A 25,912-nucleotide genomic window follows, 5' to 3' on the forward strand; every position below is an offset into this window, starting at 1 on the left:
GGTGAACTCCTTGTTACTTACGTCCCAAGGGGGGTGGTACCGGGGTGCTGTCCGTCATTCGCCGTAGCGGCCCGATCCTTCTCCGCTACGACCCGTCACGCGCCGTAGCGGCCTCTTCATCCGCCGTAACGCCGGTGTCGCGCCGCGTAGTCACGCATCGCGCGCAGGAAGTCGACCTTGCGGAAGGCCGGCCAGAAGACCTCACAGAAGTAGTACTCGGCGTGGGCCGTCTGCCAGAGCATGAATCCCGACAGCCTCTGTTCGCCGCTCGTCCGGATCACCAGATCGGGGTCGGGCTGGGCACCCGTATAGAGGTGCTTGCCGATGAGGTCGACGTCCACGTGCTCGGCGAGCTCCTCCATGGAGGTGCCCTTGTCGGCGGCGTCCAGGATCATCGAGCGGACCGCGTCGGCGATCTCCTGGCGGCCGCCGTAGCCGATGGCGCAGTTGACGAGTATCCCGTCGACGTGCGCGGTGGACTCCTCCGCCTCCTTGAGGGCGGACTGCATCCCGGGCGGCAGCAGGTCGAGGGTGCCGACGTGGTGGACGCGCCAGCGGCCGTCCGCGGCGAGGGAGCTGACGACGTTCTCGATGATGCCCAGCAGCGGGCCGAGTTCTTCCTGGGGGCGGTCGAAGTTGTCCGTCGAGAGCAGCCAGAGCGTCACGACCTCGACGTCCGTCTCGCTGCACCAGCCGAGGAACTCCTCGATCTTGTCGCCGCCGGCCTGGTGCCCCTGGACGGTGGTGGAGCCGGCCGCCTTCGCCCAGCGCCGGTTGCCGTCCATGATGACGCCGACGTGCTTGGGCACCTGAGCGTGGTCGAGATGGCCTCCCACCCTGCGTGCGTAGAACCTGACCAGCAGGCGGCGCAGGGTGTCGCGCAGGTTCACGTGTTGTCAGCCCCTCCGTGGATGGCAGTCCCCGGCGTCGAAGCCTACCCCCGCCGGAGCCCTGTTCCCCCAAGGGGTGTCTGGGCTCATCCCGGTTCGGCACGAAGGTCGGACCCGACCGATGTGCGGACGGTCGCCGCACGGCACAAAAAATCGGGCCGGTCCGTGGGGGGGATACGGACCGGCCCGAGGGGGGGTTTCCACCATAACCCTTCGTAAGTGATGCTGCGTGCATCGGCGTGCCACAACTACTCTCCGAAACCGTCCGACGACGCGTCAGGGGGTGCGGAACCCTCGATTCCGGCCCTGATCATGGCCGATTCACAGCGGATTCCAAGGAGAACGTGGAGGTTTTCCGCCGACCCCCTGGCGTGTCGCTCTCAGGGGTGACGCCGTCAGCGAACGTCCGCTTGACGGGGCAGGGCACCGCACGGCCCCCTCCACCGCACGGTGCCGACCGCGCGGCTTTGCTCGCGCGAATTACCTTGGTCTGAACTTACGTGAGGTGGCGGGCGGGATGCGAGTCGATCCCGATAACGATGTGGAAAACCCGTGTACGTATGGGGGGCATGCGGTGGACGTGGTCCCGGCCGGGCGTCCGGCGGCTCGAACGGCGATTCCCGGACACTCCGGCCGGGACCGCGCACCCGGGTCACCCCGGCGTCACGCGTGCGGCTTGCGGATGTCGAAGAGGTGGCGGGTGCTGTGCGCCACGAACGGGCCCGTGGTCTCGATCCGCTCGTGCAGGGCGCGGAGTTGGGGCTCGTGGGCCTCGACCGTGAAGTCGGGCACCATCCAGATCACCTTGCGCAGGAAGTGGACGACGGCCGCGATGTCGTGGAACTCCATGCGCAGCCGCTCGGCGCGGAGTTCGACGATCTCAAGCCCCGCCGCCTCGGCGCCGGCCCGCTCGCGTTCGGGGTCGCGGGCGCCGCTGACGGCCTCCGGCTGGGGGCCGAGGAAGTGCTCGACGAGTTCGAAGGCGCTGTGGGGGCCGACGTGTTGGGCGAAGTACGTGCCGCCGGGGCGCAGGACGCGGGCGATCTCCGGCCAGTTGGCGCGGACCGGGTGGCGGCTCAGGACGAGGTCGAACGCGGCGTCGGCGAAGGGCAGCGGGGCGTCCTCGGCCGCGGCGACCACCACGACACCGCGCGAGCGGAGCAGTTCGGTGGCCTTGGCGACGTTCGGCGGCCAGCCCTCGGTGGCGGCGACGAGCATCGGGGGCTGCGCGGCGGCCCGGCTCAGGGCGAAGTCGAAGACCTCCCCGCCCCCGGTCTGGACGTCCAGGGCGGTGGTCGCGCGCGAGAGCCGGTCCCCTGCGGAACGCGCGTACCCCCACGAGGGCCGCGCCTCGGTGGCCCGGCCCTCGAACCAGGAGAAGTCCCAGCCCTCGGTGGGGACGGCGACGCCTTCCGCGACGAGGTCCTCGAAGCTGCCCGTACCGCTCCCGCTGTTGTCCATGGGGCGATGGTCGCAGGGCGTTGTCAGTGGGCGCTGCTAATTTCCGAAGCATGGCGAGCGATGGCACCAACACGGGTACGGGCAACGGGGATACGGGGCTGCCGTACCACGGCGACGAGAAGGCGATGCTGCACGCGAGCCTGGACCGGGTCCGGGACGCGGTGCTGTGGAAGCTGGACGGACTGGACGAGGAGCAGGCCAGACGCCCGATGACACCCTCGGGCACGAGCCTGCTCGGGCTGGTGAAGCATCTGGCGTCGGTGGAGTACGGCTACTTCGTGGAGAGCTACGGCCGCGAGGTGGAGCCGCTGTGGTTCGACGCGTACCAGGGCGAGGACATGGCCGCGGGCCCGGACGAGACGACCGAACAGATCGTCGCCTTCTACGGCCGTGCCCGCGCCGCCGCCGACCGCACGATCGCGGAGCTGCCGCTGGACGCGGTCGGCCGGCCGCCGTGGCGCAAGCACTCCGTGTCGCTGCGCTGGGTGCTGGTCGACCTGATCGAGGAGACGGCGAGACACGCGGGGCACATGGACATCGTGCGGGAGTTGATCGACGGGGCGGCGGGGGATCACCGGCCGGGGTAGCGGGCCGGGGCGTCGTGGTTGGCGGGTCGGCGTGGTTGGCGGGTCTGCGGGCCGGTGGGGGCTGGTCGCGCAGTTCCCCGCGCCCCTGGGGGGTGGGTGTCAGCGGCGCTTTTGAGTGTGCGGGGAGGGCGTCAGGGGATGAGTGTCCTGACCTCCTCGGCCGCGAAGCGTACGAAGCCCTCCGGGTCGGGTTCGTCGCCGGTGGGCTGGAGGATCACCGTGTCGGCGCCGGCCTCCGCGAGGCGCTGGACGGCCTTCGCTACGGTGGCCGCGTCACCGGCGACACCGAGGTCGGGGACCGACTCCACGCCCTCGTCGGCGAGTTCGGCGCGCAGGCGGGCGGTGGCGTCGGGTCCGGTGGCGGTGAGGAGATAGACGACGACCTTGTGCGGCTCGGTGCGGCCGGCCGACTCCCGTCCCTCGTCGATGAGTTGACGGGCCCGGCGGACGCCGTCCGGTGGGGTGCTCGCGGTGAGGATCGTGCCGTCCGCTGACGCACCGGAGAGGCGGAGGGTGCGCGGTCCGGTGGCACCGGCGAGGATCTCGACGGGGCCGGCCGGCGGCCAGTCGAGGGCGACGTCGTCGAGCTTGACGTACCGCCCGTCGGTCGTGAGGCGCTCCCCGCGCAACAGGGCGCGCAGCGCGTCGAGATGCTCGCGCAGCAGGGTCACCGGGGACTCGACACGGGCCCCGACCTGCCCCATCCAGTCCTGTACGCCGTGCCCGACGCCGAGGATCGCACGCCCCGGGAACAGCCGGTCCAGTGTGGCGACTTCCATCGCGGTGATGGCGACGTTCCGCAACGGCACCGGCAACAGGCCCACCCCGACCCGCACTTGCTCGCTCCACGCGAGGGCGGCAGCGGCGGCCGAGATCCCGCCCTCCCGGAAGCAGTCCTCCCACAGCCAGAGCTCTTCGAGCCCGGCGGTGTCGGCGAGCTGGACTACGGCTCGCAGTCGCTCGGGGGGTAGTTGGGGACGGAATACAGCGCCGAGTCCGGTCATGGGTTCTTCCTACCTGGGGAGAGTGTCGTGGACAACAGCTTTACGGGTGGCTGGAGTTGGGGTCGGCGTTGGCGCGCTCGTAGCGCAGGAGGACAACTCCGTTGCCGAAGGTGTGGGACTCGGTGAGGCGGAGGGGGGTGCGGGTGTCGGAGACCGGGAACATCGGTTTGCCGCGGCCGAGGACGATCGGGTTGACGTACACCTTGATCTCGTCGACGAGGCCGAGGCGGAGGAAGGTCGCGGCGAGGTCGGCGCCGCCGAGGCCCAGGTCGCCGCCGGGCTGCCGCTTGAGGGCCAGCACCTCTTCGGGGACGACCTCGGGCACGATGGTCGTGTTCCAGTCGGCGGGGCCGCTGGGCAGGGTCCGCGAGTACACGATCTTCGGCATGTCCCGCCAGATACGGGCGAACTCGGCGATGACGGCGGGGGCGTCGGGGTCCGCGTCGGCGGTGGGCCAGTAGTCGGCCATGAGTTCGTGGGTGACGCGGCCGTCGACGAAGGCACCCATGTGTTTGAGGGTGTCGTTCATGTGCTGGTGGAGTTCCTCGTCGACCATGTGCCAGTCGATGTCGCGGTCGGGGCCCTCCATGTAGCCGTCGAGGGACACGGTCATCATCAGGCTGATTTTGCGCATGGGCGCACCGCCTCCGCCTCGTTCGTGGCCGGCCCCGCTCGGCGCCGGGTCCACCACCGTCTCACGCGACCGCGAACGCCCCCAGCAGCAAACCGGTGAACGCTCCCCCGAGCATGAACGGCCCCAACGGAATCGCCGTCTTACGGCCCGCCCGGCGCAGGGCGACCATGCCGAGGCCGTACACCGCGCCGTACAGCACCCCCGCGAAGGCGCCCGTGACGAGCACCGGCCAGCCGTACCAGCCGAGGGCGGTGCCGAGGCCGAGGGCGAGTTTCACGTCACCGAAGCCCATACCGGAGGGGTTGATGAGGTACAGGGCCTCGTAGGTGGCCCCGAGGGCGAGACCGCCGTAGAGGGCGGTGAGCCAGGAACCGGCGTCGGCGGGGAGCGCGGCCGCGATGCCGAGGAGGGCGAGAGTGGCCGCGGCGAGCGGGAGGGTGAGGACGTCGGGGAGGCGGTGGACCCGGAGGTCGACCAGCGCGAGGAGGACGGCGACGGGGGCGGCGAGCAGCCAGACGACGAGTTCGGGACGGGGGCCGGTGGCCGCGGCGAGGGCCGCGCAGACGAGGGCGGTCACGGCGGAGACGGCGAGGGTGCGGGGGCCGTAGGGGCCGCAGTGCGCGTTGGTGGTGTCGGTCGTGGTGTCGGTGGTGCAGTGGGCCCGGCCGAGCCAGCCGTCGAACGGGCCCGTGATCGGGTGGCCGTCGGGGCACTGCCCCCTCCAGGGTTCCTCGGGGTCCACGGAGAGGCGGTGGGCGGCGCGGGGCAGCAGGAGGCCCGACCACGCGCCCCACAGGGCACCCACGACGATCAGAATCAGGCGCACGCGGGGACGATATCGAGTGGGCGGTGGTCGGGGCATGGGTCCGTGGGCCCATGTGGGGCCTACTCCCGGATGGATACGGTCGGTTGACTCGGTTCACACCGGTTCCGAAGTGGCGCAGGAAGGTGACCTGACATGGGACGACGCTGGAGTGACGGGCGCGGGAAGCTGATCGTACGGGGCGCCGCGGGGGCGGTCGCCGTCCCACTGGAGCTGGCGACCTCGTACCGGGCGCGGACCAAGGGGCTGCTCGGGCGGGACGCGATCGACGGGGCGATGCTGCTCTCACCGGCGAGCAGTGTGCACACGTTCCGGATGCGGTTCCCTATCGATGTGGCGTACCTGGACCGGCACTTGACAGTCGTCGCCGTCCACACGATGAAGCCGGGGCGGCTGGGGTTGCCGCGGCTTCGGTCCCGGCATGTGCTGGAGGCGGGGGCGGGGGTCATGGCGGGGTGGGGGGTGGAGGCGGGGGTTCGGGTGTCGGTGGAGACGGAGTAGGCGGGATTGGCGGCTTCCTGCGTTCCCGGGTCTCGCGTTCCCGGCTTCCCGTGTTCCCGGTCCGAGGGGTCATCGGTCCTCCGGCGGCAGCTTCCCCTCGGCGGCCAGCCGGGCGAGGGCCTCGCGGCTGCGGGGTACGGTGTCGTGCCCGTTCAGCATCGCCACGGCCCGGTCGGGGACGAACCCGAACCGGGCGTACCGCTCGGCGAGTTCCATCGCCCACGGGGTGACGAGGGTGTCGTCGTCGACGTACATGCCGAGCCAGGTGAAGACCTCGCCGACGATCCAGCCGCTGATCCACGTGACCCATCGTCGGGCGAAGTGCGCGGCCTCCTCGCTGTCCGGGTCTCCGGGTACGCCAGAGATGTTGAGCAGCGCGCACTCGCGTGTCGCCTCGGTCATCCGTTCCTCGGTGACGAGGTGCGCGTACGGCATGAAGTCCCGCAGCACCGTGCGGACTTCGAGCCATGCGGGCGGTTCCTCGTCCTCGTCCTCGTAGCTGTGCCAGGAGGGAGCCGGGACCGGGTCGGGTTCGGGGGCTGTCGGTACGCAGGCCTCAAGGATCGCGCGGGCGCGGGTGATGTTGTCGGCGGTTTCCGGGAGTTGGGCGGGCCATTGGAAGCCGGTGGCCCAGCTGTAGGGGAGGTCGCGCAGGGCGGGAGGGAGCAGCGGGTGCTCTCCCTGGGCCGGTTGCTGTGCACGGACCTCGTAGCCGGGGCGGCGCAGCAGCGTCAGACAGTTCCTTGCCCGGGCGCGGCTGCCCTCGTCCACCCGGTCGTCCCGTACGAGCCGAAGCAGGGCCCGTTCGCCGTGGGGCGGGCCCAGGTGTCGTAGGAGACTCACCGCCTCATGGGTGGCGAGGCCGCGCACGGCGCACCGCTCGGCCGTCGCCGCGACACCTATCTCGTCGTACGGCCGCTGCCGGAGCCAGCGCAGCAGGTCAGGGGCCGAGTTCGAGAGCGTCGGGTCGGCCGAGGCGCGTGCCACCGCGTCCAGAGCCACCCGCTCGTTCGCCTCGGTGTGGGGCAGCCGTTCGCGTCTCCGCCGGCCGTCCGGGGTGAGATCGTGCCACGGGTCGCCGTGCGGCACGACGACTCACCCGTCTTCCCGGAGCTCGATGATCGGGCGGTCGGAGACGACGGCGCACAGGATCATGGGGGCGTCGCCGTCGGACTGGCTGAGGGAGACGGCCAGTTGGCGCGTGGGGGCTCCCGGGCGGCCGGTCGATACCGGTCCCCAGACCGTCAGGTCGCCCAGCAGGTCCTCGTCGCACAGTGCCTGGAAGAGTGCGGGCATCGGGTCTCCCGCGATCTTGCGGAAGAGCGGCACGTGCATGGCCACTTGGCGGTGCGGTCCGTATCGGTCGTCCAACTGGCGGACGAGGCCAGCCAGTTGGGCCTCGGCCGCCTCTTCCGCCGCGTTCCACTCGGGTGCGTACACACCGGTGAGCGGCCTACTCACCCGCAGCGGGGCGATCACGAAGCCCTCGCCCCGGGTTCCGGTCCACTCCCCCGTCGCCGGATCGCCCTCGCTCACGGTCGGCCCGGTCGCCGGGACGGCCCCGATGAGCAGCGTGTCGAGGTCCGGGAGTTCCCGGCCGGGTGCGGTCACAGCGTGGCCCGGTCCATGGGACGCGGCAGGGGCCGTAGCGCTCCGGCCTCCCGCAGTCGTTCGAAGGCTCGCACCACTGTGTCCACGTCGCCCTCCGTCCCGATGTCGAGCACAACTCCCGCGCCGGGGACGGCTGTTCGGGGCGCGGTCAGGTCGTCCGGTACCAACTCGGCGCGTGTCGGGCAGAGATAGCCAGCCCGGCCCACGCACGGTTCGCCGACGCGGTACTCCGCCTCGTCCTCCAGCGCGTCCAGTACGTCGTCGTCGGTCACGTCGCCGAAGTCGGGGTGCCAGAACTCTGCCACGGCGGCGAGGAGTTGGGCGCCGGGCAGCTCGGTGTCCGCTGGTGAGCGGATGCCGATCACCAGCGACTGGAGCAGGAACTCGGAGTCGCCACCGGCCAGTCCGCTCACCTCGACCGTCCAGCCCGGTGCGCCCGTGGCGGTGAGCCGGAGAGCGGTGCCGGTCCCCTTCGCCCAGTCGTCCGCGGCCCGGGCCTCCTGGAGAGCGGCGCGCAGGCCGCCCTCGTCCGACGGGACGGGCGCGGCCGGGGAGGCAGTGCCCGGCGCGCGGACCACGGTCCATTCCGCGGGCAGGGTGGCGTGCGGAAGGAGCCGGGCGACCTGGTCGAGTGTCGCCTTCCAACGGCCGGCCAGTTCCTCGACCGATTCCTCCCTGGGGCCCCAGAAGCCCCTCACCAGACGTCGCATTCTCCGTCTCCGTCTCCGTCGTACGTGGTCCCTGGTCACTCGTGCGTGTGCGGGTGCGGGGGTCGTGGCAGGTCCGGCTGCCGTCCGCCGTCACCCTAGTCGGGCTAGCCGAACGCACCCGGCTTCCGTGCTCCGCCGACCGGCTTCTGCTTCTCGTAGACGACCTTGATGTCGAGGCCCTCGTCCCGGAACGCCCGCCTGGCCGCCTTGGCCACGTCGGGGTTGGAGAAGTGCCATTCGACGGCCTTGCCGCCCGCCGCCGCCACCTGTCGCCGCGCCTCGGCGGCGAACTCGGCCTTCGCGGACGGGGTCAGCTCCCCCTTGCTGGACTTGGAGAGATAGCCCTCGTAGCCGTTCTTGGCCTCCAGATACGTCTGCCTGCCCGCGTCCCAGCCGTCGTACTCGACGTCGGGCACGCCCTTCTTGGGGTACGGGACCACGTACTCCTCGCCACGGACCGTGCCGGTGACCTGCTCCTGGTAGCGGAGCCACGACTCGTTCTTCCAGTTGGGCGCAGGGTTGCGGTCCCGGCTCGCCCAGAAGCCGTCGCTGTTGTCGGCGGAGCCGAGCGGGTGGTTCTTCAGGTCCGCGGCCCAGTCCGGCGGGTTGTAGTTGCGCGGGTCCGAGGTGTCGTCGTGCTTGGGGTCCGGGTACTCCTTCTTGGCCGCCGCGGCCTTCGCCGCGCGTCCCGGCTCCTCTGCCCGCTTCTTGGCCAGGTAGGCCTCCCGCTCCTCCTTGCGGGCCTCCTCGGCCTCCTTCTTGGCGTCCTCGTCGCAGCCGTCCTCGGCGAGGAAGACGTACGGGGAGAACGCGCCCGCAGCCAGGACGGTGGTGCCGGTACCGGTGCCGCCGAGTGCGGGACCGCCGCTGCCGCCGTACGGGATCCGGCGTGCCGGGGCGCCGATGGTGCAGCCGGACTCGCGGGCCTTCTTCTCGGCCGCGTCCGCCGCGTCGTCGGCTTCTTTCGCCGCCTTCTCGGCGCCCTCGACGTCGCCCGCCTTGGCCGCCTTCTTGGCGTCCTCAGCCGCCTTGCTTGCTTCCTCCGCGAACTTGCCGAGCTTCCCCAGCTTGCCGATCTTGCCGAGGTCGCCGAGTTTCTCCACGACCTTGGCGCCGTCGTAGCCCGGGATGAAGAGGGAGCCGACGTTCCAGAGGACGTGGGAGACGGCGCGGGTCTTGTCGCCGTTGTTCCAGTCCTTGGCGACGTCGTCGCCGATGAACACGTCGTAGAGGACCGTGCCGCCGGTCTTGACGGAAGCACCGGCCCAGTCCCAGAGGGCGCCGCCGTAGTCGCCGTCGGACCACTTCTTGCCGGCGTCCTTGGAGTTCTGCGACCAGTCGTCGCCCAGCTGTTTGCCGTAGTCGCCGATGCCCTTCAGGGTGTCCATCGGGTGCCGGACCATGTCGTAGATGCCGGTGAGGTCGCCCCAGACGCCGTCGACGAAGAGGCCTTGGCCGACTTGCTTGACCTGGTTGCCGGCACAGCCGAAGAAGGCGCCGACACCGGAGAAGCAGCCGTCGTCGTCTTTCTTGTCGTCGGCGGGGGCGGGGGCGGGGGCGGGGGCGGGCTGCTGGTCGTCGGTCTGGTCCGGGTCGGTGGTGGTCGTGCCGGTGCCGGTGCCGCCTGTGGTGCCGGTGCCGCCTGAAGTCCCGCCGTTGCCATTGCCGTTGTTGTTGCCGTTGTTCTTGCCAGCGTTGTTGTCGCCGACGGCTGTGTCCGTGTCACCGCCCGTCGAGGCGGGGCAGGCCATGCCGGTGACCTTGCAGACCTCCGACTGGATGCCGGTGAAGATCTGGGTACCGAGGCCGCTGACCAGCAGCGCGGTGATGATCGCGGCGACGATGGCGATGAACCCGGCGTACTCGACCGCCGTCTGCCCCTCGTCCCGGCGCCAACGGATCAGCCGGGACAGGGAGAACGGGCGGCGCTCCACGCGGTCCGGTTCGGCGAGCCCGTACCACTGACGGCTCTCGGGGCGGTACAGGAAGAACAGGATGAGGATCGGGAGGAGGAGTTGCAGGCCTCCGCGGGCGGACCCGGAGACGAGGTTGACGACACCGCCGAGGATCAACCAGCCCTGAACGGCGAGGAGTCCACGCCGGATCCGGACCCCGCCCTCCCAACTCCGCCGGGCGAGCCACCAGCCGAGGACACCGGGTGCGGCGGCGTACGCGACGAGGGCGATGACCTGACCGTCGAGGGCGTCGTACGCCCCGGCGGTCATCAGCAGCCCGAGCCCGCCGACGACGGTGACCGCGAACAGCGCGTGGGCCAGCACCAGTGCGGTGGCGAGAGGCACCGGCATCTCGTGACGCCCGCCCGACCCACCGCTCCCGCCGACTCCCCCGATCCAGGCCATGTTTCCCCCGTCCCCCGAAATCGCTCAACACCACTGGAGCTTCCAGAGGTTAGGGACAGGACGGACGCCCGAGATGGGCCCGTGGACCCAAATCGACACCCAAGTCCTGGGTGGGCCTCAGCTCTCCGTGCGCGGGAACGTCACCTCGACCCTGCGGTTCTTCTTGCGGCCGGCCTCCGTCGAGTTGTCGGCGATCGGGTACTGCTCGCCGTAGCCGCGTACCTCGAAGGTGATGTTCGGGTTGTTCAAGTCCGAGTCCAGGACTGCCTGTACGGCGTCGGCGCGCTGCTTGGAGAGGATGTCGCCGTGTGCGGACGAGCCGAGGTTGTCCGTGAAGCCGAAGACGCGGACCGTGGACGCGTTCTGCTTCTTGATCTCCTCGGCGATCGCGTCGATACGTGACTTCGCCTCGGCGCTCAGCTTGGAACTGTCCTTGCTGAAGAGGACCTCGGCCTGGAGGGCGAAGGTCACGTCCGAGTTGGTGTCCTCACGGCGTTCCTCACCGCCCTGGTCCTCCACGACCGACTTGATGTCCAGGACCTTGGAGGCGGCGAGCGTCGCGCCCTCGGGGAGTTTCAGGTCCGGGTCGTTCGGGTCGACCTGCACCGGGGCACTGGCCGACGCCTCGGTGCCCGGTGGAACGCTCGGACTCGGGGTGTCGTCGGCGTGCGCCGCCACCGCGCCGACGATGTTCGCAGCGACCATGATCGTGGCGGCGGTCACGACCAGGGCGAGACGGGGAGTGGTGGTCACGGCCGCCTCATCCGGAGATCTTGATCGTGCCGACGGGGAACGTCGGTAGTTCGAAGGAGACTTCGGTGGTGGTCGACGGGGGCGCGGGGAACTGCATGAAGACGGCCACCGTGCCGCCTGCCTTGATCGTCGTGAGGCCCGTCGTGGTGAGCGGTCGGCCGTCCGTGTCCCGCAGCACGTAGTAGCGCTTCTTGCCCTTGGAGTCCACGAGGGTGGCCCCGCCGAGCGACGTACCGTGCTGAAGGATCTCCGTCTCGTCGCCGCGCAGGGCCGACGGAATCACGAGCAACTTGTCACCGTCGTTCTTGAAGACTCCGTTCACGGTGACGAACCCGCCCGAGTCCCTGTCGGCGGAGGTGATTTGGAGAAGCAGTCCGTCGGTCCCCGTGAGTTCGGCCAGAGGCGTCTCCGACTGGCCCTCCTGAGCACTCGGATCGGATCCGCTGCTCTTGGAGGCCGAGGCCGGGGTGTCCGGCTTCTTGTTGTCGTCGCCGCCACTCCCGCAGCCGGCCACACCGAGGGCCAGACCGGCCGCGACAGCCAGCGCGACCGTCCCCCTGCGGACCGTCGAAGTGAACCGAATGCTCATGACTCTGCTTCCTTCATCACTCGTCGTTCGCTTGTCAGTCGGCCAGATGGACGTCGAAGAGGTCCTCGGGTCCCGGTAGATCCAGATCGGTGAGATGGAGCGGGTCCAGATCCCAGTCCTTGCCGTCCTTGCAGGTGAGCTTCGGCAGCACGTCGTCCCCGGCGCCCGCGCCGGGGAGTTGGAACGTGCAGAGCGACTCGATCACGGCGGTGGCGTGGGCTGTCGAGTACTTGTCCTCCGTGCCGGGGACGATCGAATCTCCGACCGGCTTGTCGGTCTTGACCGCGACCGTGAAGCTCAGGGGCTCCGTCTGTGTGCAGCTGTCCACACCGGCCTCGTTCTGCCCCGCGAGTTCGTCGGCACGACCGCACGAAGGGGTGAGCCCGTCTGCGATGCCGTGGAAGATGTCCTGCCACTTGGTCGGGTCGAGTACGTCCAGCTTCCACACGCCCGCAAGTTGGTCCCGGGTGTCCTGGGCCGCCGCGAGCGCCGCCGCGTCGGCGGCCGTCTGGGCGCCACCCCGGTTCACCGCGGCCTGGCCGACCGCGAGGTAGGCGAACGCGAGAAAGAGCAGACCCGCCACCACCGTGATGTAGATGGGGAAGGCCTGCCCTGCGTCGCTGTACCTACGGGGCGGCATCAGCCGCCGGTGACCTCGGAAATCTTGTTGGTGATCGCGTCGAGAATCGTCGAACCGATGCTCGTACCCGTGATCGCCAGCACGATCGCGACCACCACCGCGATGATGCCCAGGTACTCCACCGCGGTCTGCCCCTTGTCGCTGCGGGCGGCGCGGGCCTGAAGGTACGTCACGGTGGTGTTGATCCAGTTGCTCATGGTGTTCCCCTCCGAGAGACTCGATCCCGGCTTCCTCGTCGCCGGTGCCGCTTTCGACATGAGAACGGTATGCCCGAACCACAGGTACGCCAGAGGGCCCCAGGGCCCAAAATCGGGCCCAATCGGAGTCCCGGCCTTCGCACTGGGCCCGCCCGTCGCCGAACCGGGCCCACAGGCCCGGCAGTTGGGTCCCCCGTCGCCGCGTCACCGGTCACCCCAGCCCTCGGGCCGAACCCGGCGCCGTACCAAGCCACTTGGCCGCGGCCTCGGAACGGCTGGTGCTGTGGAGCTTGGCGAAGATGCGGTTGATGTGGTTCTTGACGGTCTTCTCGGAGATGAAGCAGGTGGCGGCGATCTGCTGGTTGGTCATGCCGGACGCGATGTGGTCCATGATCTCCGCCTCCCTCGCGCTCAGTTGGAATCGTGACCTGTCCGAGGATGACTGTCTCACAGTTGGTTGCAGTTGCGAAAGCCTGTGTGACGAATTCGGTTGGGGACTGGGCATCGAAGGGGTCAGTCCGTTTGCAGGTGCACCTAGTTGAGAGTCGTAGGAGCCCAGGCCCTCGGGCAGGGACGGGGTCGTACGGGCCGCCTGTTCCTGCCGCAGCTGCGCCAGCAGTGCCCCCGCCGCCGATGGCGTGAAATGAGCCCTGCCCTGCCTGATGTCCCTTACGGCGGCGACCAGTTCGTCCGCCGTGAACTCGCCGTGGACCAGATAGCCGCCCGCCCCGCGCCGCAGCGCCTCCTGGACGATCTCCGACTCACTGCTGTACGTGAGCATCACGACCGGCGCGATCCGCACCAGGTACGGGAGCGCCGAGATGCCGTCCACACCCGGCATACGGACGTCCAGGAGGACCACGTCGGGGCGGTGGAAGTGGGCCGCCTCGTACGCCTCGCGGCCGTCCGCCGCCTCCGCCACGACCGTGATGTCCGCGCGGCCCGACAAGAGGGCCGTCAGGCCCGCCCGGACCACCGGGTTGTCGTCGACCACCACGACCCGGAGGGGCGAAGTCGCGGCCGGTCGCGGGAAGTTGTGGAACGGGTTCGGTGGCGGCTGGGGAGCGCCGGGGTGGGGTGTCGTCTGGTCCGGCATGGCTGCCTCCTCTCAGGTCTCTCAAGTCGTCTGTACGGGTGGGGGGATGGGTCTACGTCGTCAGGTCGTCAGGGCTCCCAGCGGGAGTTCCAGGCGGACCTCCGTGCCCGCGTCGTGGCCGCCCCGGCCGATGCGGATGCGGGCGCCGACCGACGCGGCCCGTTCGACCATGCCGACCAGGCCGAAGTGGCCTGCCCTGCGCAGCTGTTCGAGGGTGGTGCCGGGCGGCAGGCCGCGGCCGTCGTCGTAGACGCTGATGCGGAGGAGGCTGTCGTGGACCCCGGCCTCCACGTCGACCTTGGTGGGGGTGCCGTGGCGGTGGGCGTTCTCCATCGCTTCCGTCGCGATGGTGAGGAGTTGGCGTGCCACGGCGGGCGGGACCGGCGGTACGCCGTGTTCGCCGGTCGGGCGGTAGGTCGTGGGCAGGCCGGTCCTGGTGCTGAAGTCCCTTGTGCGGGCGGCCAGTTCGACGAGTACGTCCGTGCCCTCGTCCGGGTTCGACTCCCGCCGTAGGTCCGCCAGGAGTTCGCGGGATTCCGCCGCCGCCCTGCGCGCCGAGCGGGCCACCAGTTCCGCCTGTTGCCGGATCAGGGTCGGGTTCATGTGGTCCGCGCCCGCCGAGCCCGCCAGGCCGTCCGCCGCGAGGGCGACGCCGTGCAGGGTCTTCGCCACCGAGTCGTGCAACTCCCGTGCCAGGCGCGCCCGTTCCGCTCCTACCGCCTCCGTCACGGCAAGACGGGCCTGCACCGTCGTCAGCGCGGTCGTGGCTTCGCCGAAGCGGAGCATCAGGTTGCGCAGGGTCACTCCGACCGCGCCGGCGATCACGCACAGGCCCGGGAGCAGGAAACTCTGCGCCACGACCCGGTGGGCGTCCGCCGCGGCGGTCTGCGCCAGCACCAGGATCAGCGCCTGGAGGCTCGCGAAGCAGCCGGCGCCTCGCCAGCCGTAGACGATGCCGGCCAGAAGGGGGGTGCAGACGCTGACGTAGGCGAGTGTGCTGGTGGGCCCTGCCGAGATCAGGAGGAGGGAGCCGAAGAGGGTGTCCACGGCCAGGAGGGAGGGGTGGCGGAGGAGCAGGGGGCCGAAGCGTTCCCAGTCGCGGAAGAGGACGTAGGACGCCATGAACGTGACCACTACGGCTGCGCCGACGAGGCGGGTGGCTACGCCGGGGGTGGCGTTGACCAGGGCGGAGGGGGCGGCCAGGGCGATCATCGCGAGGCGGAAGCCGAAGACCTGCCTGCACATTGCCTGTAGGGCGCTGATCTGGATGGGGAGGGCGACTTCCCGGCCTTCGGCCGGGAAGTGACTCCCACCCGCACCGCCCGTGCGGCCATCGTCGTCGGGTGCGGGTGGCCCCTGTGGGGCTTCCCCGCCATCGGCGGCCAACCGTTCCACGCCCGGCTGCGCCGGCGGTGCCGGTACCCCCGACAGCCTCGCCCGCACCGGCGTCCAGCCCGCCGGCAGCGCCGGCGTGACCGACGTGACCGGTATGTCCGTCGCTCCCGACCGCACGTGGTCCGGCAGCACCGTCCCGGCCGGCGGAGTGGTGATCTCCGCCGGTTTGGGACGCCGCCGCAGCAGTCCCGTACGTCCGTTCTCGTCCGTCGTCGCCATGGCCCCCGTCGCCCCCGTCCGTCCCTACTTGCCCGTGATCGTGCTGAAGTCCGTGCCGGAGCCGAGCAACAACCCCGCGCCGAGGAGCAGCATCGTCGCCGGGACCATGAACGTGGTGATCATCATGGTGGCCTTGGGGACCGCGCGGGCCGCCTTCCGGCGGGCGTTCTGCGCGTCCGTGCGGCGCATGTCCTTCGCCAGCGACACCAGCGTGTCGACGATCGGCGCGCCCAGTTCCTCGCCCTGCTGCAACGCCGTGACGAACATGGCTACTTGCTCGCTGTCGTTGCGTCGCCGGAGTTCCGCGAAGGCGGCGCGGCGGCTCATGCCGAGGTCCATCTGGCGGAGGGTGATGCGGAGTTCGTCCGCCCATGGGCCCTCGTACTTCGAGGCGACGCGGTCCAGGGCCTGGCGGAAGCCGAGGCCCGCGCTCACCACCACCGCGAGCACGTCGAGGAAGTCCGGCAGGGTCCGTTCGATGACGTCCTTGCGGATGCGGATCGCCGACCAGATGCCGACCTCCGTCCAGAACGCGCCGAAGGCGAACAGGATGACGGCGACGATGTAGTGCCCTTCGAGCAGCATCAGCAGGCCGCCGAAGCCGCCGAGGAAGCCGTAGACCGCCCGGCGGGCCGCGTAGCGGTCGATGGTCAGGCCGCCGGGGTTGCCCGCGAGGTCTATCTTGCGGCGGTACTTGGCGACCAGCCGGGGGCCCATCAGCCGGAGGACCATCGGGGCGTAGCGCATGCCCATGCGGTCGATGAGGGAGTCGACCGCGCCGGTGCGGGTCGAGCCGACCTCCAGGGCCAGGACGAGGTCGGTGGGGAGTTTCGCGTCCGCCCGGTACATGCGGATGCCCGCGAAGACGCCCCACACGCTGAGGCCCATGACCAGTCCGAGGACGAGTGCCACCATGTCTGTTCTCCTCCTCTCAGACGTCGATGCGGGACAGGCGGCGGATGAGGATGAAGCCGACCGCGTACAGCCCGAAGGCGATGATCACGCAGGCCTGGCCGATCGGGGAGCCCGTCATCCGGTCCAGGGCCCCGGGTTTGACGCCGTTCATCAGGAAGAGGGCGCCCACGCCCATCACCGGAACGGCGTACGACGTCATGTTGACCTGGGAGAGCTGGGTGCGGACCTCGCGGCGGGTCTCCTTGCGTTCCTCCAGGGTCTCCGTGAGGTTGCGCAGGGCGCTCACCACCTGGCCGCCCGCACGGTTGGAGAGCACCAACGTCGTTACCAGTACGACCAGTTCGCGGGACGGCAGGCGGTCCGCCAGCTCGCTCAGCGCGTCGTCCATGGAGGCGCCGACCGCCAACTGGTTGGCCACCTTGGCGAGTTCCTCCCCGGCCGGTGCCTCCAGCTCCTCCGCCGCCATGCTGATCGCGGTGCGCAGCGCGAGCCCGGCGTGGGTGGCGTTGGCCATGATGCGGGCCAGTTCGGGGAGTTGGTTGATGAACTTCTCGATGCGCTTCTGGCGCTGCCAGTTGAGGAACTGGATCGCCACCCCGATGCCCAACAGACCTGCTATCGGCCCGAAGAAGGGGGCCAGGGACGCCTGCCCGATCAGCCAGAGCGCCGCCACCGTGGCCAGCATGTAGACGAAGAACTCGCCCGGCGTCATGTCCAACCCCGTTGCCGCGAGCCGCAGTTCGAGCTGTCGGCCGAGCCGCGTACGGCGCAGTCTGCGGTCCAGGTCGCGGAAGCGGCGGACGCGGCCCACCTGGATCTGGCCGGTCGAGGTGAGGCGGTCGACCAGGGCCGCGCGCTGCGCCTTGCCCGTGGCGTAGGCGTGCACGCCGGCGACGCCCAGGACACAGGTCAGCAGGGTGACGCCGGTGGTGAGCGTGACGATCGTCTGGAGATCCATGGGGTCGGTCCCTACCTACTGGCTTCTCTGAGGGCGAGCTGTTCCGCGGTGTGGGCGACGCCGAAGGCCTGCGGCAGGGGCTGGCTCGCCATGTAGAGCCGGTCGGCGGTGCGGCGGGAGAGCGGGAAGTACTCGAAGGTGCCGTAGACCCGGCCGTCGGCGGAGATGGGCTGCGGGCTGAAGCGGGCCACCGTCGCCAGCCGGTACGGCTCGCTGCCGTGGCTGTCGAGGAGGGCGATCTCGGTGATGCGGCGGGCGCCGTCGGCGAAGCGGGTGAGCTGGATGATGACGTCGATGGCGCTGTTGATCTGGTCGTGCAGCGCCTCGAAGGGGATCTCGACCTCGGACATGGACGCCAGCGTCTTCAGGCGCATCAGCGCGTCCTCCGCGCTGTTGGCGTGGACCGTGGCGAGGGAGCCGTCGTGGCCCGTCGACATCGCCTGGAGCATGTCCAGCGATTCGCCGCCTCGGACCTCTCCTACGACGATCCGGTCGGGGCGCATGCGGAGCGAGTTGCGCACCAGGTCGCGGATCGTGACCTGGCCCTTGCCCTCCACGTTCGGCGGGCGGGCCTCCAGGCGGATCACGTGCGACTGCTGGAGCTGGAGTTCGGCGGAGTCCTCGATGGTGATGATGCGCTCGGTCTCCGGGATGAGGCCGGAGAGCGCGTTGAGGAGTGTGGTCTTCCCGGTGCCGGTCGCGCCGGACACGATGATGTTGAACTTCGCGTGCACCAGGCCCGCGAGGAGGTACAGCATCTGCTCGTCCAACGAGCCGAAGCCGACCATCTCCTGGAGCGTGAAGGAGCGCGGGAAGCGGCGGATGGTGAGCGTCGCGCCGGTCAACGACAGCGGCGGGATGATCACGTTGACGCGCTCGCCGGACGGCAGTCGTGCGTCGACCATCGGATTCGACTCGTCCACGCGGCGGTTGACCGTCGACACGATCCGCTCGATCGTCTGCATCAGCTGGTCGTGCGAGGGGAAGCGGAGCGGCAACTGCTCGACCCGGCCGCCGCGTTCGACGAAGATCGCGTCCGGGCCGTTCACCATGATCTCGGTGATCGACGCGTCTTCGAGGAGCGGTTCGAGTATGCCGAGGCCGAGCGCCTCGTCGACGACCCTGCGGATCAGCTGCGAACGCTCGACGGTCGAGAGGACCGGTCCCTCACGGCTGATGATGTGCCCGAGCACCCGCTCCAGGCGGGCCCGTCGCTCGGCGGCGGCCAGCGCGCTCATCTCCGCGAGGTCGATCTCCTCCAGGAGTTTGGCGCGGTACGAGGAGACCATGTGGCCGTCCTCGCCCCGATGGCCGTTCTCCTCGGGATGGTTGACTCGTTCCCGCAGGCCCATGAGTGCTGTGCTCCTTGCTCCGCGTTCAGTGGTCGAGCGGCATGGTGGCGGTCTTGCTGGCCGTGCCGAAGTCCCAACCGGGCACGATCGACGGGATGTTCACGGTGGAGGTGACCTGGACGGACCTGCCCAGGTCGGACCGGCTGCAACTGGTGCCGCCCGCCAGGAATCCGCTGACCGCGTCCTTGCAGTCCTGTGCGTAGTTCTGCTCCAGCGAGGCACTGCGCGCCCCGGTCCTGGCCGCCGTACCGGCCTGGATCGCGGTGTACGCGATCAGCCCGAGCTGCACTCCCGCCATGGCGACGAGGATCAGGACCGGGATGAACCCGAGGTACTCGATGGCGACTTGGCCACGGTCCCGCCTCCCCTTCTCCCTCCTGTCCTTCCGCATCTCAGTCCTTCGCCTCCTCTACGGCGCCCGCGTGGCCGTGCACCGTGAAGGGGAAGCCGATCGCGCCCGGGAAGAGGACGGGCACCCTGAGGTCGACGTCGGCCGTGACGAACCCCGTGCCTCCGCAGGTCACCGTGGCGTCCCCCTTCCACGCGCCGTCCAGCTTGTCGAGGCCCGCCTGTTCGCAGGCGGCCTCCCGATCCCCCGGGGCCGCGGCCGTCCCCGCCCGCACCGCCTCGTCCGCAGCATTCCCCGCCAGCGTGAAGGTGTACCCCACCAGCACGAACTGCCACATCAGCACCAGCGTCAGGATGATCAGCGGGGTCATGCCGAGGAACTCGATGGTGACCTGGCCCCGGTCCCGGCCCCTGTCCCGCCCGTGCGCAGAGATCAAAGACATCCACATCCCCGTTCACTCTCTCCGGCGCCGGAAGCTCACCGAGCCGCGGTCGCCGCCGCCCCGCGACCGCCCGGTCTTCTGGGCGGCTTCGGGGACCTTGACCAGTCCGAGTTCGCCCGCGAGACCCCAAAGGGCCTGTTTCACCACGCTCTTGTTGTCGAGTTCGTGCAGCCGGCCCGCGTCCACCGCGCCCTGGAGTTCCTTGAAGTTGGCGGGGATCGCGGTGGCGGCGACCGTCGTGCCGGTGATGCGCTGGATGAGCGCCGGCTGGATCTCGGTGCCGCGCGTGTAGCGGTTGACGACGATGGTCGTCTCCTCGGCCTTGCGGATCTGTAGCCGGTCCCACATGCGGACGGTGCGCTTCGCGGCGCGTACGGCGACCACGTCCGGGGTGGTGAACAGCAGTGCCGTGTCGGCCATTTCGACGGCCGCCGCGCTCGCGCCGCTCATCTGGGCGCCGCAGTCGATGACGACGACCTCATAGCGGGAGCGCAGGGCGCTGACGATCTGCCGGGCGGCCCGGTCGGTGACCTCCTCGCCGCGTTCGCCCTCGCCGGGGGCCAGCAGCAGCGCCATCCCGGTGTCGTGCCGGAACACGGCGTCGGCCAGGACGCGCGGCGAGATGTCGGTGATCGCGGCGAGGTCGACGACCGAGCGGCGGAACTGGACGTCCAGGTAGGAGGCGATGTCGCCGGTCTGGAGGTCCATGTCGACGAGCGCGACGGTACGGCCCGACACCTGCGCGGCGAGGGCGAGTTGGATCGCGGCGAGAGTGGCGCCGACCCCGCCCTTGGAACCGCTGACCGTGACGACGGTGCCGCCGACGCCGGTGAACACGTCGCCGCCGTGGCCGAGATGGCGCCGTACGCCCACCGACCAGGCGGCGACGGCCTGGACGCGGTTGGCCAACTCCTCGTAGCTCAGCGGGAGGGCGATCAGGCCGCGGGCGCCGGAGTCCATGGCGGCCTGGAAGAGGCCGGGGCTGGCGTCGGTGGTGACGAGGATGACGCCCACCGCGGGGAAGCGCAGCGCGACCTCGCGGACCAGCTCCAACGCGGGGACGGGACCGATGCGTTCATGCACCACCACGACCTCGGGCAGCTCGTCGACGGACTCGGCGGCGAGCCGGGCCAGGGTGTCGATGAGCTGCGTCGAGTCGGCCACCGGGGCCACCGGGTCGGCGTCCGGGAGCTGGCTGAGCAGGGTCGTGATGGCGCGGATGGCGTCCGCGTCTCCGACCGCCGGAAGAATCCTGGTGGGCATGCGGGCCTCTCACTTGTCCTTCGCGAGTTCGTACGTCCGGTCCTTGTCGGGGACGGTCGTATCGGTGCCGGGTGCCACGAGTGCGAGGCGCACCCGCTCGGCGAACGACTCGGCGTAGGTGATCCGTTGGGCGTCGAGCGTGGAGAGCGCGAAGGTGATCGGCACGCCGTCGGTGGACGTCTGCTGGTTCTTGTCGCTGTTGCTGCCGGGGTCGAGAGCGGTGATGTGCCCGACGTCGATGACCTTCGCGTTGGTCACGATGATCTTGGACTGGTCCGGGTCACCCTCCTTCTGGCCCGCGAAGGTGGCGTACACGTTGACCGTGGAGCCCGGCGTGATCTTGCCGGCGACACCGGTCGCCGCGTCGATCATGATGGCGACCTCCTGCTGCCCGGGCTGGAGGGCCGGCTGGTCCACGATCATGTCGGTCTGCAACAGGGAGCCCTGGCGCAGCGTGGTCACCGCGATCTTGCCCGTGATCTGCCGCAGATCGGTCACGGCGTTGTCCGACAGCCACCGCTTGGGCATCTCGATCTTCTTGAACTGGGCGGCGGTGAGAGCCGTGTACGGCGCCACGTCGCCCTTGACCTGGTACGCCGCGACCTCGGGACCGACCTTGGACTTCACGTCACGGATGACGGAGAGGACGCCGACGAACGCGCCGAGGGCGCAGATCACCGACAGGAGCAGGAGTATCACGCCGCGGCGCTGACGGGAGTTCATGAACCGTACAACCTCATTGGGGATATCGGTCGAGCGGAAATGAGCGGATCGAGCGGGATCTGACCGGATCGAAACGAGATCGAGAGAGATCGAACCGGGTCGAGCGAATCGTGTGCTGTAAGCGTGTCCTGTGAGTTGAGGACTTATCCGCTCGATGTTTGGTTCTCGTGAACGGGCGGTGTGGCGGAGCAGAAGACACAACGGTCGCCGATGACGTCGATACCGCACCAGTGGCACACGGACTGCCGCACCGAGGTGACCAGTTGGTACAGCACCGACAGGTCGGGCAGATAGGTACAGAACTCGATCAGCTTGTTCGTACCCCACCAAGTCACCGACTCGGCGGGCAGGGTGGCCTCGCGCAGCCCCATCGCGTTCCACGCCGGGGCGAGGGTGGTGCCGATCCAGTCGGACTGCAACTGTCCCTTGGCGACCAGCATCCAGGTGCCGAACTCCGGCCCCTCCAGGGCGACTCCGGGGCCGACCCTGACCAACTGCGGCTCGGGGTGGGCGATCACCGCGAACTGACTGCCGGGCACCCAGGACTTGGCGTGCGACTTGAGGCCGACGGGGACCCGGTCCAGCTTGGTGACCGAACCGAGGAGCGCGCCGGCGTGGATGTAGTGGGTGAGCAGTCGGCCGGCCGAGGCGAGGACGCCGGGACTGAGGTCGCAGGACGCCAGCTGCCTCAACTGCCGGGCCAGGACGGCGAGTCCGAGCGGGGGCAGATTCGGACGGAACAGGGCGATCCGGTCGGTCTCCAGGATGGACCGGATCGTGTGCAGCCGCCGGTCGACACCCTCGGACACGGCCTGCGAGGACACGACGACGACATGCCCGTGCTGGTCGATCAGGGCCTGCATCTCCGACAGCGCCTGGTCCAGCGGTCGTTGATCGAGGTCCCGCAGGACGACGGCGGGCAGGGTCCGTTCGTCCTGTGGTGGCAGCGCCATGTCGGCGCTGGTCACGGCAATGGCAGTTGGCACGCGCAGCTCCCCGTCTCACGCCTGTCGGTCCACCGGCATTACTCCGGCACACCGAGTCGACTTCACTGCGTGACTACCTCAGCACTGTAACCACGCCCCTGTGACCGGAGAACAGCGTTTCTGTAGCTGTGCGGCAACTGTCATCGCACACAACACGCCAAATCGGGGCAGGTCGAGCATCCGATCGCGGCCGGGGCACCGAAACCGGTGCGGGCGAAGTTGGTCTGGACCTCTTGACATCAGATTGGTCTGGACCAACTCTGGGACTCCCAGCGGTGGCCACCGTCGGCACAGTCACAGTCACATCCCCTCCAAACTCCCCCACCGGAGGCATCAGTGGACCGCGCACCAGGCATGCCCGTCCTCAGGAAAAGACGTCTGTGGGCCGGGGTCGCCATGGCCGCCCTCGCCCTCTCCTTCGCGGGCACCGGCCAGGCGTCCGCCGCCGACATCAACAACGCCAAGAACGCCGGCTTCGAGTCGGGCCTGACCAACTGGACCTGTACGGCGGGCAGCGGCACGACCGTCTCGTCCCCGGTGCACAGCGGCGCGGCGGCCCTGAAGGGCACCCCGACCGGCCAGGACAACGCCCAGTGCAGCGAGTCGGTGGCGGTGAAGCCCAACTCGACGTACACGCTGAGCGCGTGGGTGCAGGGCGGCTACTCCTACCTGGGTGTGACGGGCACGGGCACGACGGACGTGTCGACGTGGACGCCCGACACAGCCGCCTGGAAGCAGCTCTCGACGACGTTCACGACGGGCGCCTCCACCACGTCCGTCTCGGTGTACACGCACGGCTGGTACGGCCAGGCCGCGTACTACGCGGACGACATCTCGGTCTACGGCCCGGACGGCGGCGGCGGCAGCGACCCGGCCCCGACGGTCCCGGCGACACCGACGGGTCTGACGGTCTCCTCGACGACCTCTTCCTCGGTCTCCCTCGCGTGGAGCGCGGTGTCGGGAGCGACGGGCTACAACGTCTACCGCAGCGGCACGAAGATCACGGCGGTGACGGGAACGTCCGCCACCATCACGGGACTTACCGCCTCCACCGCGTACTCCTTCCAGGTCACGGCGACCAACTCGGCCGGTGAGTCGGGCAAGTCGACGGCGGTGACGGGCACGACGACGGCGACGGGCGGCAACGGCGGTACGGGTCTGCCGAAGCACGCGGTGACCGGCTACTGGCAGAACTTCAACAACGGCGCGACCGTCCAGAAGCTCTCGGCGGTCTCCTCCCAGTACGACATCATCGCGGTGGCCTTCGCGGACGCGACCTCGACCCCGGGCGCGGTCTCCTTCACGCTCGACTCGGCGGGCCTCGGCGGCTACACGGTCGACCAGTTCAAGGCGGACATCGCGGCCAAGCACGCGGCCGGCAAGAAGGTCGTCATCTCGATCGGCGGCCAGAACGGCACGATCTCGGTGAGCGACTCGACGTCCGCGACGAACTTCGCCAACTCGGTCTACTCCCTGATGCAGACGTACGGCTTCGACGGCGTCGACATCGACCTGGAGAACGGCATCAACGCCACCTACATGACACAGGCGTTGAGGTCCCTCTCCGCAAAAGCGGGCTCGTCCCTCGTCATCACGATGGCCCCGCAGACGATCGACATGCAGTCGACGTCGAACGCGTACTTCCAGACGGCCCTGAACATCAAGGACATCCTCACGGTCGTCAACATGCAGTACTACAACAGCGGCACGATGCTGGGCTGCGACGGCAAGGTCTACGGCCAGGGCACGGTCGACTTCCTGACGGCGCTGGCCTGCATCCAGCTCCAGGGCGGCCTCGCCCCGTCCCAGGTGGGCCTGGGCCTCCCGGCCTCCACGAGCGCGGCCGGCAGCGGCTACGTCTCCCCCACCATCGTGAACAACGCCCTCGACTGCCTGACCGCCGGCACCAACTGCGGCACCTTCAAGCCGTCGAAGACGTACCCCGACCTGCGGGGCGCGATGACATGGTCCACCAACTGGGACGCGGCCGCGGGTAGTTCGTGGTCGAACTCGGTGGGGGCGCATGTGCACGCGTTGCCGTAGCGCTCGGTAGGCAGGGCGGGTGGGGAGTGCGGCCGCTGTCGGGTCGCGCTCCCCACCTCTCGGTTAGGTTGACGTGATCATCCCTGACGTCGACCTCCCGGCAGGTGCCTCCCATGCCCTTACCCGCACGGCTCGGACTCCTCCGCGAACCGGACTTCGGACGGCTCTTCGCCGCCACCGCGCTCGGGCAGTTGGGCGACCGGATCATCTTTCTCGCCCTGCCTCTCGTCGCCATCGTGGCGCTGGACGCGGACGAGTTCCAGGTCGGGCTGCTGACCGCGATGACGACGGCGGGTTCGCTGCTGGTCGGGCTGCCGGCGGGCGCGTGGGTGGACCGGATGCGAAAACGGTCGGTGATGATCAGCACCGACCTCGCGCGGGCGCTGGTCCTCGTGACGGTGCCGGTGGCGTGGTGGGCGGGCCTGCTGACCGTGTGGTGGCTGTACGCGGTCGCGTTGGTCCACGGGGTGCTGACGGTCTTCTTCGATGTGGCGTACGTCAGTTGTCTGCCGCATCTGGTGGGGCGCGAGAACCTCGTCGAGGGGAACGCGAAGCTCTCGGCGATCCGCTCGGTGACGAGTATCAGCGGGCCGGGGATCGCCGGGCCGCTGGTCGGGTGGGTGGGCGCGCCCGCGACGCTGTTGGTGAGCGCGGCCGGGATGGCGATGTCAGGGCTGCTGGCGATCACCATCCGCAAGCAAGAGGCGCCGCCGGAACGGGAGTCGGGGCCGAGCGAGCGGTCTCGGCTGGGCCGCGACATCAAGGAGGGCCTGAGGTTCGTCCTCAAGTACCCCGCCCTGCGCGCGATCATGCTGAGCGACGCGATCTTCAACCTCTTCCTGGTGATGTACCAGACCATGCTCCTGGTCTTCCTGGAACGGGAGTTGGGGCTCGACTCCTCCGGTATCGGCCTCGTCCTCTCCGGGATGGGCTGCGGTGCGCTGCTGGGCGCGCTGTCGGCGACCCGGGTCGCGCGGTGGGTCGGCCAGGGCCGGGTCATCTGGCTCGCGTCCCTGGTCACGTGCCCGCTGACGGTCTTGATGCCGTTGGCCCACCCGGGCTGGAGCGTGTGCGTGGCGGCGGCCGGCCTCGCCTCGCTCTCCTTCGGCGGAGTCGTCCGCGTCGTGGCCCAGTCCAGCTTCCAACAGACCCTCACCCCGGACCGGCTCCTGGGCCGCGTGAGCGCGACGGCCCGGTTCGTGTCCTGGGGCGGAATCCCGCTGGGCGGACTGCTGGGCGGGACGTCGGGCTCGGTCTTCGGGGCTACGGCGACGCTGTGGATCGGCGCGGCGGGCATGACGGCGAGCGTCCTCCCGAACTTCCTGTCACCGCTGCGCACGATGCGCACGCTCCCGACAGGCAGCGACGAACTCGACCCCGTGGCCTGAGAGTTCGCCCCCTCCCGCCAGTC

At 69.9% G+C, this 25,912-nt stretch carries 27 protein-coding genes; 4 read left to right on the plus strand and 23 right to left on the minus strand.

Annotated features, from left to right (window positions below; translation table 11 throughout):
* Positions 1-116: 116 nt before the first annotated feature.
* Entirely contained in the window at positions 117-890 is a 774-nt protein-coding gene (locus OG194_RS16470; RefSeq protein WP_327401600.1) for an isoprenyl transferase, read from the minus strand.
* A 663-nt stretch (positions 891-1,553) separates the two neighbouring features.
* The gene (locus tag OG194_RS16475; protein WP_327401601.1) at positions 1,554-2,351 is read right to left on the minus strand and encodes a class I SAM-dependent methyltransferase; all 798 of its coding nucleotides are present in this window, start codon (positions 2,349-2,351) and stop codon (positions 1,554-1,556) included.
* Between the two features lie 50 nt (positions 2,352-2,401).
* Here OG194_RS16475 and OG194_RS16480 point away from each other — a divergent pair, with 50 nt between their 5' ends.
* On the plus strand, positions 2,402-2,938 hold the full coding sequence (locus OG194_RS16480) for a DinB family protein (protein ID WP_327401602.1): 537 nt from the start codon (positions 2,402-2,404) through the stop codon (positions 2,936-2,938).
* Between the two features lie 131 nt (positions 2,939-3,069).
* On the opposite strand, the gene OG194_RS16485 is transcribed toward OG194_RS16480, so the two are convergent.
* The 3 genes from OG194_RS16485 to OG194_RS16495 form a co-directional block, all read right to left on the minus strand.
* A complete protein-coding gene (locus OG194_RS16485) occupies positions 3,070-3,942 on the minus strand; it encodes an LLM class flavin-dependent oxidoreductase (protein ID WP_327401603.1) in 873 nt (290 codons plus the stop codon).
* 40 nt (positions 3,943-3,982) lie between these two features.
* Positions 3,983-4,576: a dihydrofolate reductase family protein gene (locus OG194_RS16490; protein WP_327401604.1), complete on the minus strand. Its 594-nt coding sequence runs from the start codon at positions 4,574-4,576 to the stop codon at positions 3,983-3,985.
* Positions 4,577-4,637: 61 nt separating this feature from the next.
* A complete protein-coding gene (locus OG194_RS16495; protein ID WP_327401605.1) occupies positions 4,638-5,402 on the minus strand; it encodes an A24 family peptidase in 765 nt (254 codons plus the stop codon).
* 132 nt (positions 5,403-5,534) lie between these two features.
* Here OG194_RS16495 and OG194_RS16500 point away from each other — a divergent pair, with 132 nt between their 5' ends.
* Entirely contained in the window at positions 5,535-5,900 is a 366-nt protein-coding gene (locus OG194_RS16500; RefSeq protein WP_327401606.1) for a DUF192 domain-containing protein, read from the plus strand.
* A 69-nt stretch (positions 5,901-5,969) separates the two neighbouring features.
* On the opposite strand, the gene OG194_RS16505 is transcribed toward OG194_RS16500, so the two are convergent.
* From OG194_RS16505 to OG194_RS16590, 18 genes are all read right to left on the minus strand, one after another.
* Complete coding sequence (locus OG194_RS16505) at positions 5,970-6,989, minus strand: hypothetical protein (protein WP_327401607.1); 1,020 nt, start codon at positions 6,987-6,989, stop codon at positions 5,970-5,972.
* Positions 6,990-6,995: 6 nt separating this feature from the next.
* Positions 6,996-7,511: a hypothetical protein gene (locus tag OG194_RS16510; RefSeq protein WP_327401608.1), complete on the minus strand. Its 516-nt coding sequence runs from the start codon at positions 7,509-7,511 to the stop codon at positions 6,996-6,998.
* Positions 7,508-8,221 (minus strand): hypothetical protein, encoded by a 714-nt coding sequence (locus OG194_RS16515; RefSeq protein ID WP_327401609.1) that lies wholly within the window; start codon positions 8,219-8,221, stop codon positions 7,508-7,510. Before OG194_RS16515 ends, OG194_RS16510 begins: the two co-directional genes overlap by 4 nt.
* 104 nt (positions 8,222-8,325) lie before the next feature.
* On the minus strand, positions 8,326-10,581 hold the full coding sequence (locus OG194_RS16520) for a Tox-REase-5 domain-containing protein (RefSeq protein WP_327401610.1): 2,256 nt from the start codon (positions 10,579-10,581) through the stop codon (positions 8,326-8,328).
* Positions 10,582-10,698: 117 nt separating this feature from the next.
* Positions 10,699-11,286 carry an OmpA family protein gene (locus OG194_RS16525; RefSeq protein ID WP_442811794.1) on the minus strand — a complete coding sequence of 196 codons (588 nt, stop codon included), beginning with the start codon at positions 11,284-11,286 and terminating at the stop codon, positions 10,699-10,701.
* A gap of 55 nt (positions 11,287-11,341) precedes the next feature.
* Positions 11,342-11,923 (minus strand): hypothetical protein, encoded by a 582-nt coding sequence (locus OG194_RS16530; RefSeq protein WP_327401612.1) that lies wholly within the window; start codon positions 11,921-11,923, stop codon positions 11,342-11,344.
* Positions 11,924-11,957: 34 nt separating this feature from the next.
* The gene (locus OG194_RS16535; protein WP_327401613.1) at positions 11,958-12,563 is read right to left on the minus strand and encodes a pilus assembly protein TadG-related protein; all 606 of its coding nucleotides are present in this window, start codon (positions 12,561-12,563) and stop codon (positions 11,958-11,960) included.
* Positions 12,563-12,760, minus strand: a complete 198-nt coding sequence (locus OG194_RS16540) for a Flp family type IVb pilin (RefSeq protein WP_327401614.1) — start codon at positions 12,758-12,760, stop codon at positions 12,563-12,565. Before OG194_RS16540 ends, OG194_RS16535 begins: the two co-directional genes overlap by 1 nt.
* A gap of 211 nt (positions 12,761-12,971) precedes the next feature.
* A complete protein-coding gene (locus OG194_RS16545; RefSeq protein WP_327401615.1) occupies positions 12,972-13,856 on the minus strand; it encodes a response regulator transcription factor in 885 nt (294 codons plus the stop codon).
* A 60-nt stretch (positions 13,857-13,916) separates the two neighbouring features.
* Entirely contained in the window at positions 13,917-15,470 is a 1,554-nt protein-coding gene (locus OG194_RS16550) for a histidine kinase (protein ID WP_327401616.1), read from the minus strand.
* 24 nt (positions 15,471-15,494) lie between these two features.
* Positions 15,495-16,385, minus strand: coding sequence for a DUF5936 domain-containing protein (locus OG194_RS16555; RefSeq protein WP_327401617.1), 891 nt, complete (start codon positions 16,383-16,385; stop codon positions 15,495-15,497).
* A gap of 16 nt (positions 16,386-16,401) precedes the next feature.
* Positions 16,402-17,343 carry a type II secretion system F family protein gene (locus tag OG194_RS16560; protein ID WP_327401618.1) on the minus strand — a complete coding sequence of 314 codons (942 nt, stop codon included), beginning with the start codon at positions 17,341-17,343 and terminating at the stop codon, positions 16,402-16,404.
* Positions 17,344-17,354: 11 nt separating this feature from the next.
* Positions 17,355-18,695, minus strand: a complete 1,341-nt coding sequence (locus tag OG194_RS16565) for a CpaF family protein (protein WP_327401619.1) — start codon at positions 18,693-18,695, stop codon at positions 17,355-17,357.
* Positions 18,696-18,720: 25 nt separating this feature from the next.
* On the minus strand, positions 18,721-19,086 hold the full coding sequence (locus OG194_RS16570) for a TadE/TadG family type IV pilus assembly protein (protein WP_327401620.1): 366 nt from the start codon (positions 19,084-19,086) through the stop codon (positions 18,721-18,723).
* A 1-nt stretch (position 19,087) separates the two neighbouring features.
* Entirely contained in the window at positions 19,088-19,486 is a 399-nt protein-coding gene (locus OG194_RS16575) for a TadE/TadG family type IV pilus assembly protein (protein ID WP_327401621.1), read from the minus strand.
* Between the two features lie 12 nt (positions 19,487-19,498).
* Complete coding sequence (locus OG194_RS16580; protein ID WP_327401622.1) at positions 19,499-20,749, minus strand: AAA family ATPase; 1,251 nt, start codon at positions 20,747-20,749, stop codon at positions 19,499-19,501.
* A gap of 9 nt (positions 20,750-20,758) precedes the next feature.
* On the minus strand, positions 20,759-21,472 hold the full coding sequence (cpaB, locus tag OG194_RS16585) for a Flp pilus assembly protein CpaB (protein ID WP_327401623.1): 714 nt from the start codon (positions 21,470-21,472) through the stop codon (positions 20,759-20,761).
* A 143-nt stretch (positions 21,473-21,615) separates the two neighbouring features.
* Complete coding sequence (locus OG194_RS16590) at positions 21,616-22,425, minus strand: hypothetical protein (RefSeq protein WP_327407099.1); 810 nt, start codon at positions 22,423-22,425, stop codon at positions 21,616-21,618.
* Between the two features lie 387 nt (positions 22,426-22,812).
* Between OG194_RS16590 and OG194_RS16595 the strand changes: the two genes are divergently transcribed.
* Complete coding sequence (locus OG194_RS16595; protein WP_327407100.1) at positions 22,813-24,501, plus strand: chitinase; 1,689 nt, start codon at positions 22,813-22,815, stop codon at positions 24,499-24,501.
* A gap of 113 nt (positions 24,502-24,614) precedes the next feature.
* On the plus strand, positions 24,615-25,889 hold the full coding sequence (locus OG194_RS16600) for an MFS transporter (RefSeq protein ID WP_327401624.1): 1,275 nt from the start codon (positions 24,615-24,617) through the stop codon (positions 25,887-25,889).
* Positions 25,890-25,912: the final 23 nt, after the last annotated feature.

Origin of the sequence: Streptomyces sp. NBC_01288, from assembly GCF_035982055.1 — a bacterium.
Lineage (GTDB): Bacteria > Actinomycetota > Actinomycetes > Streptomycetales > Streptomycetaceae > Streptomyces.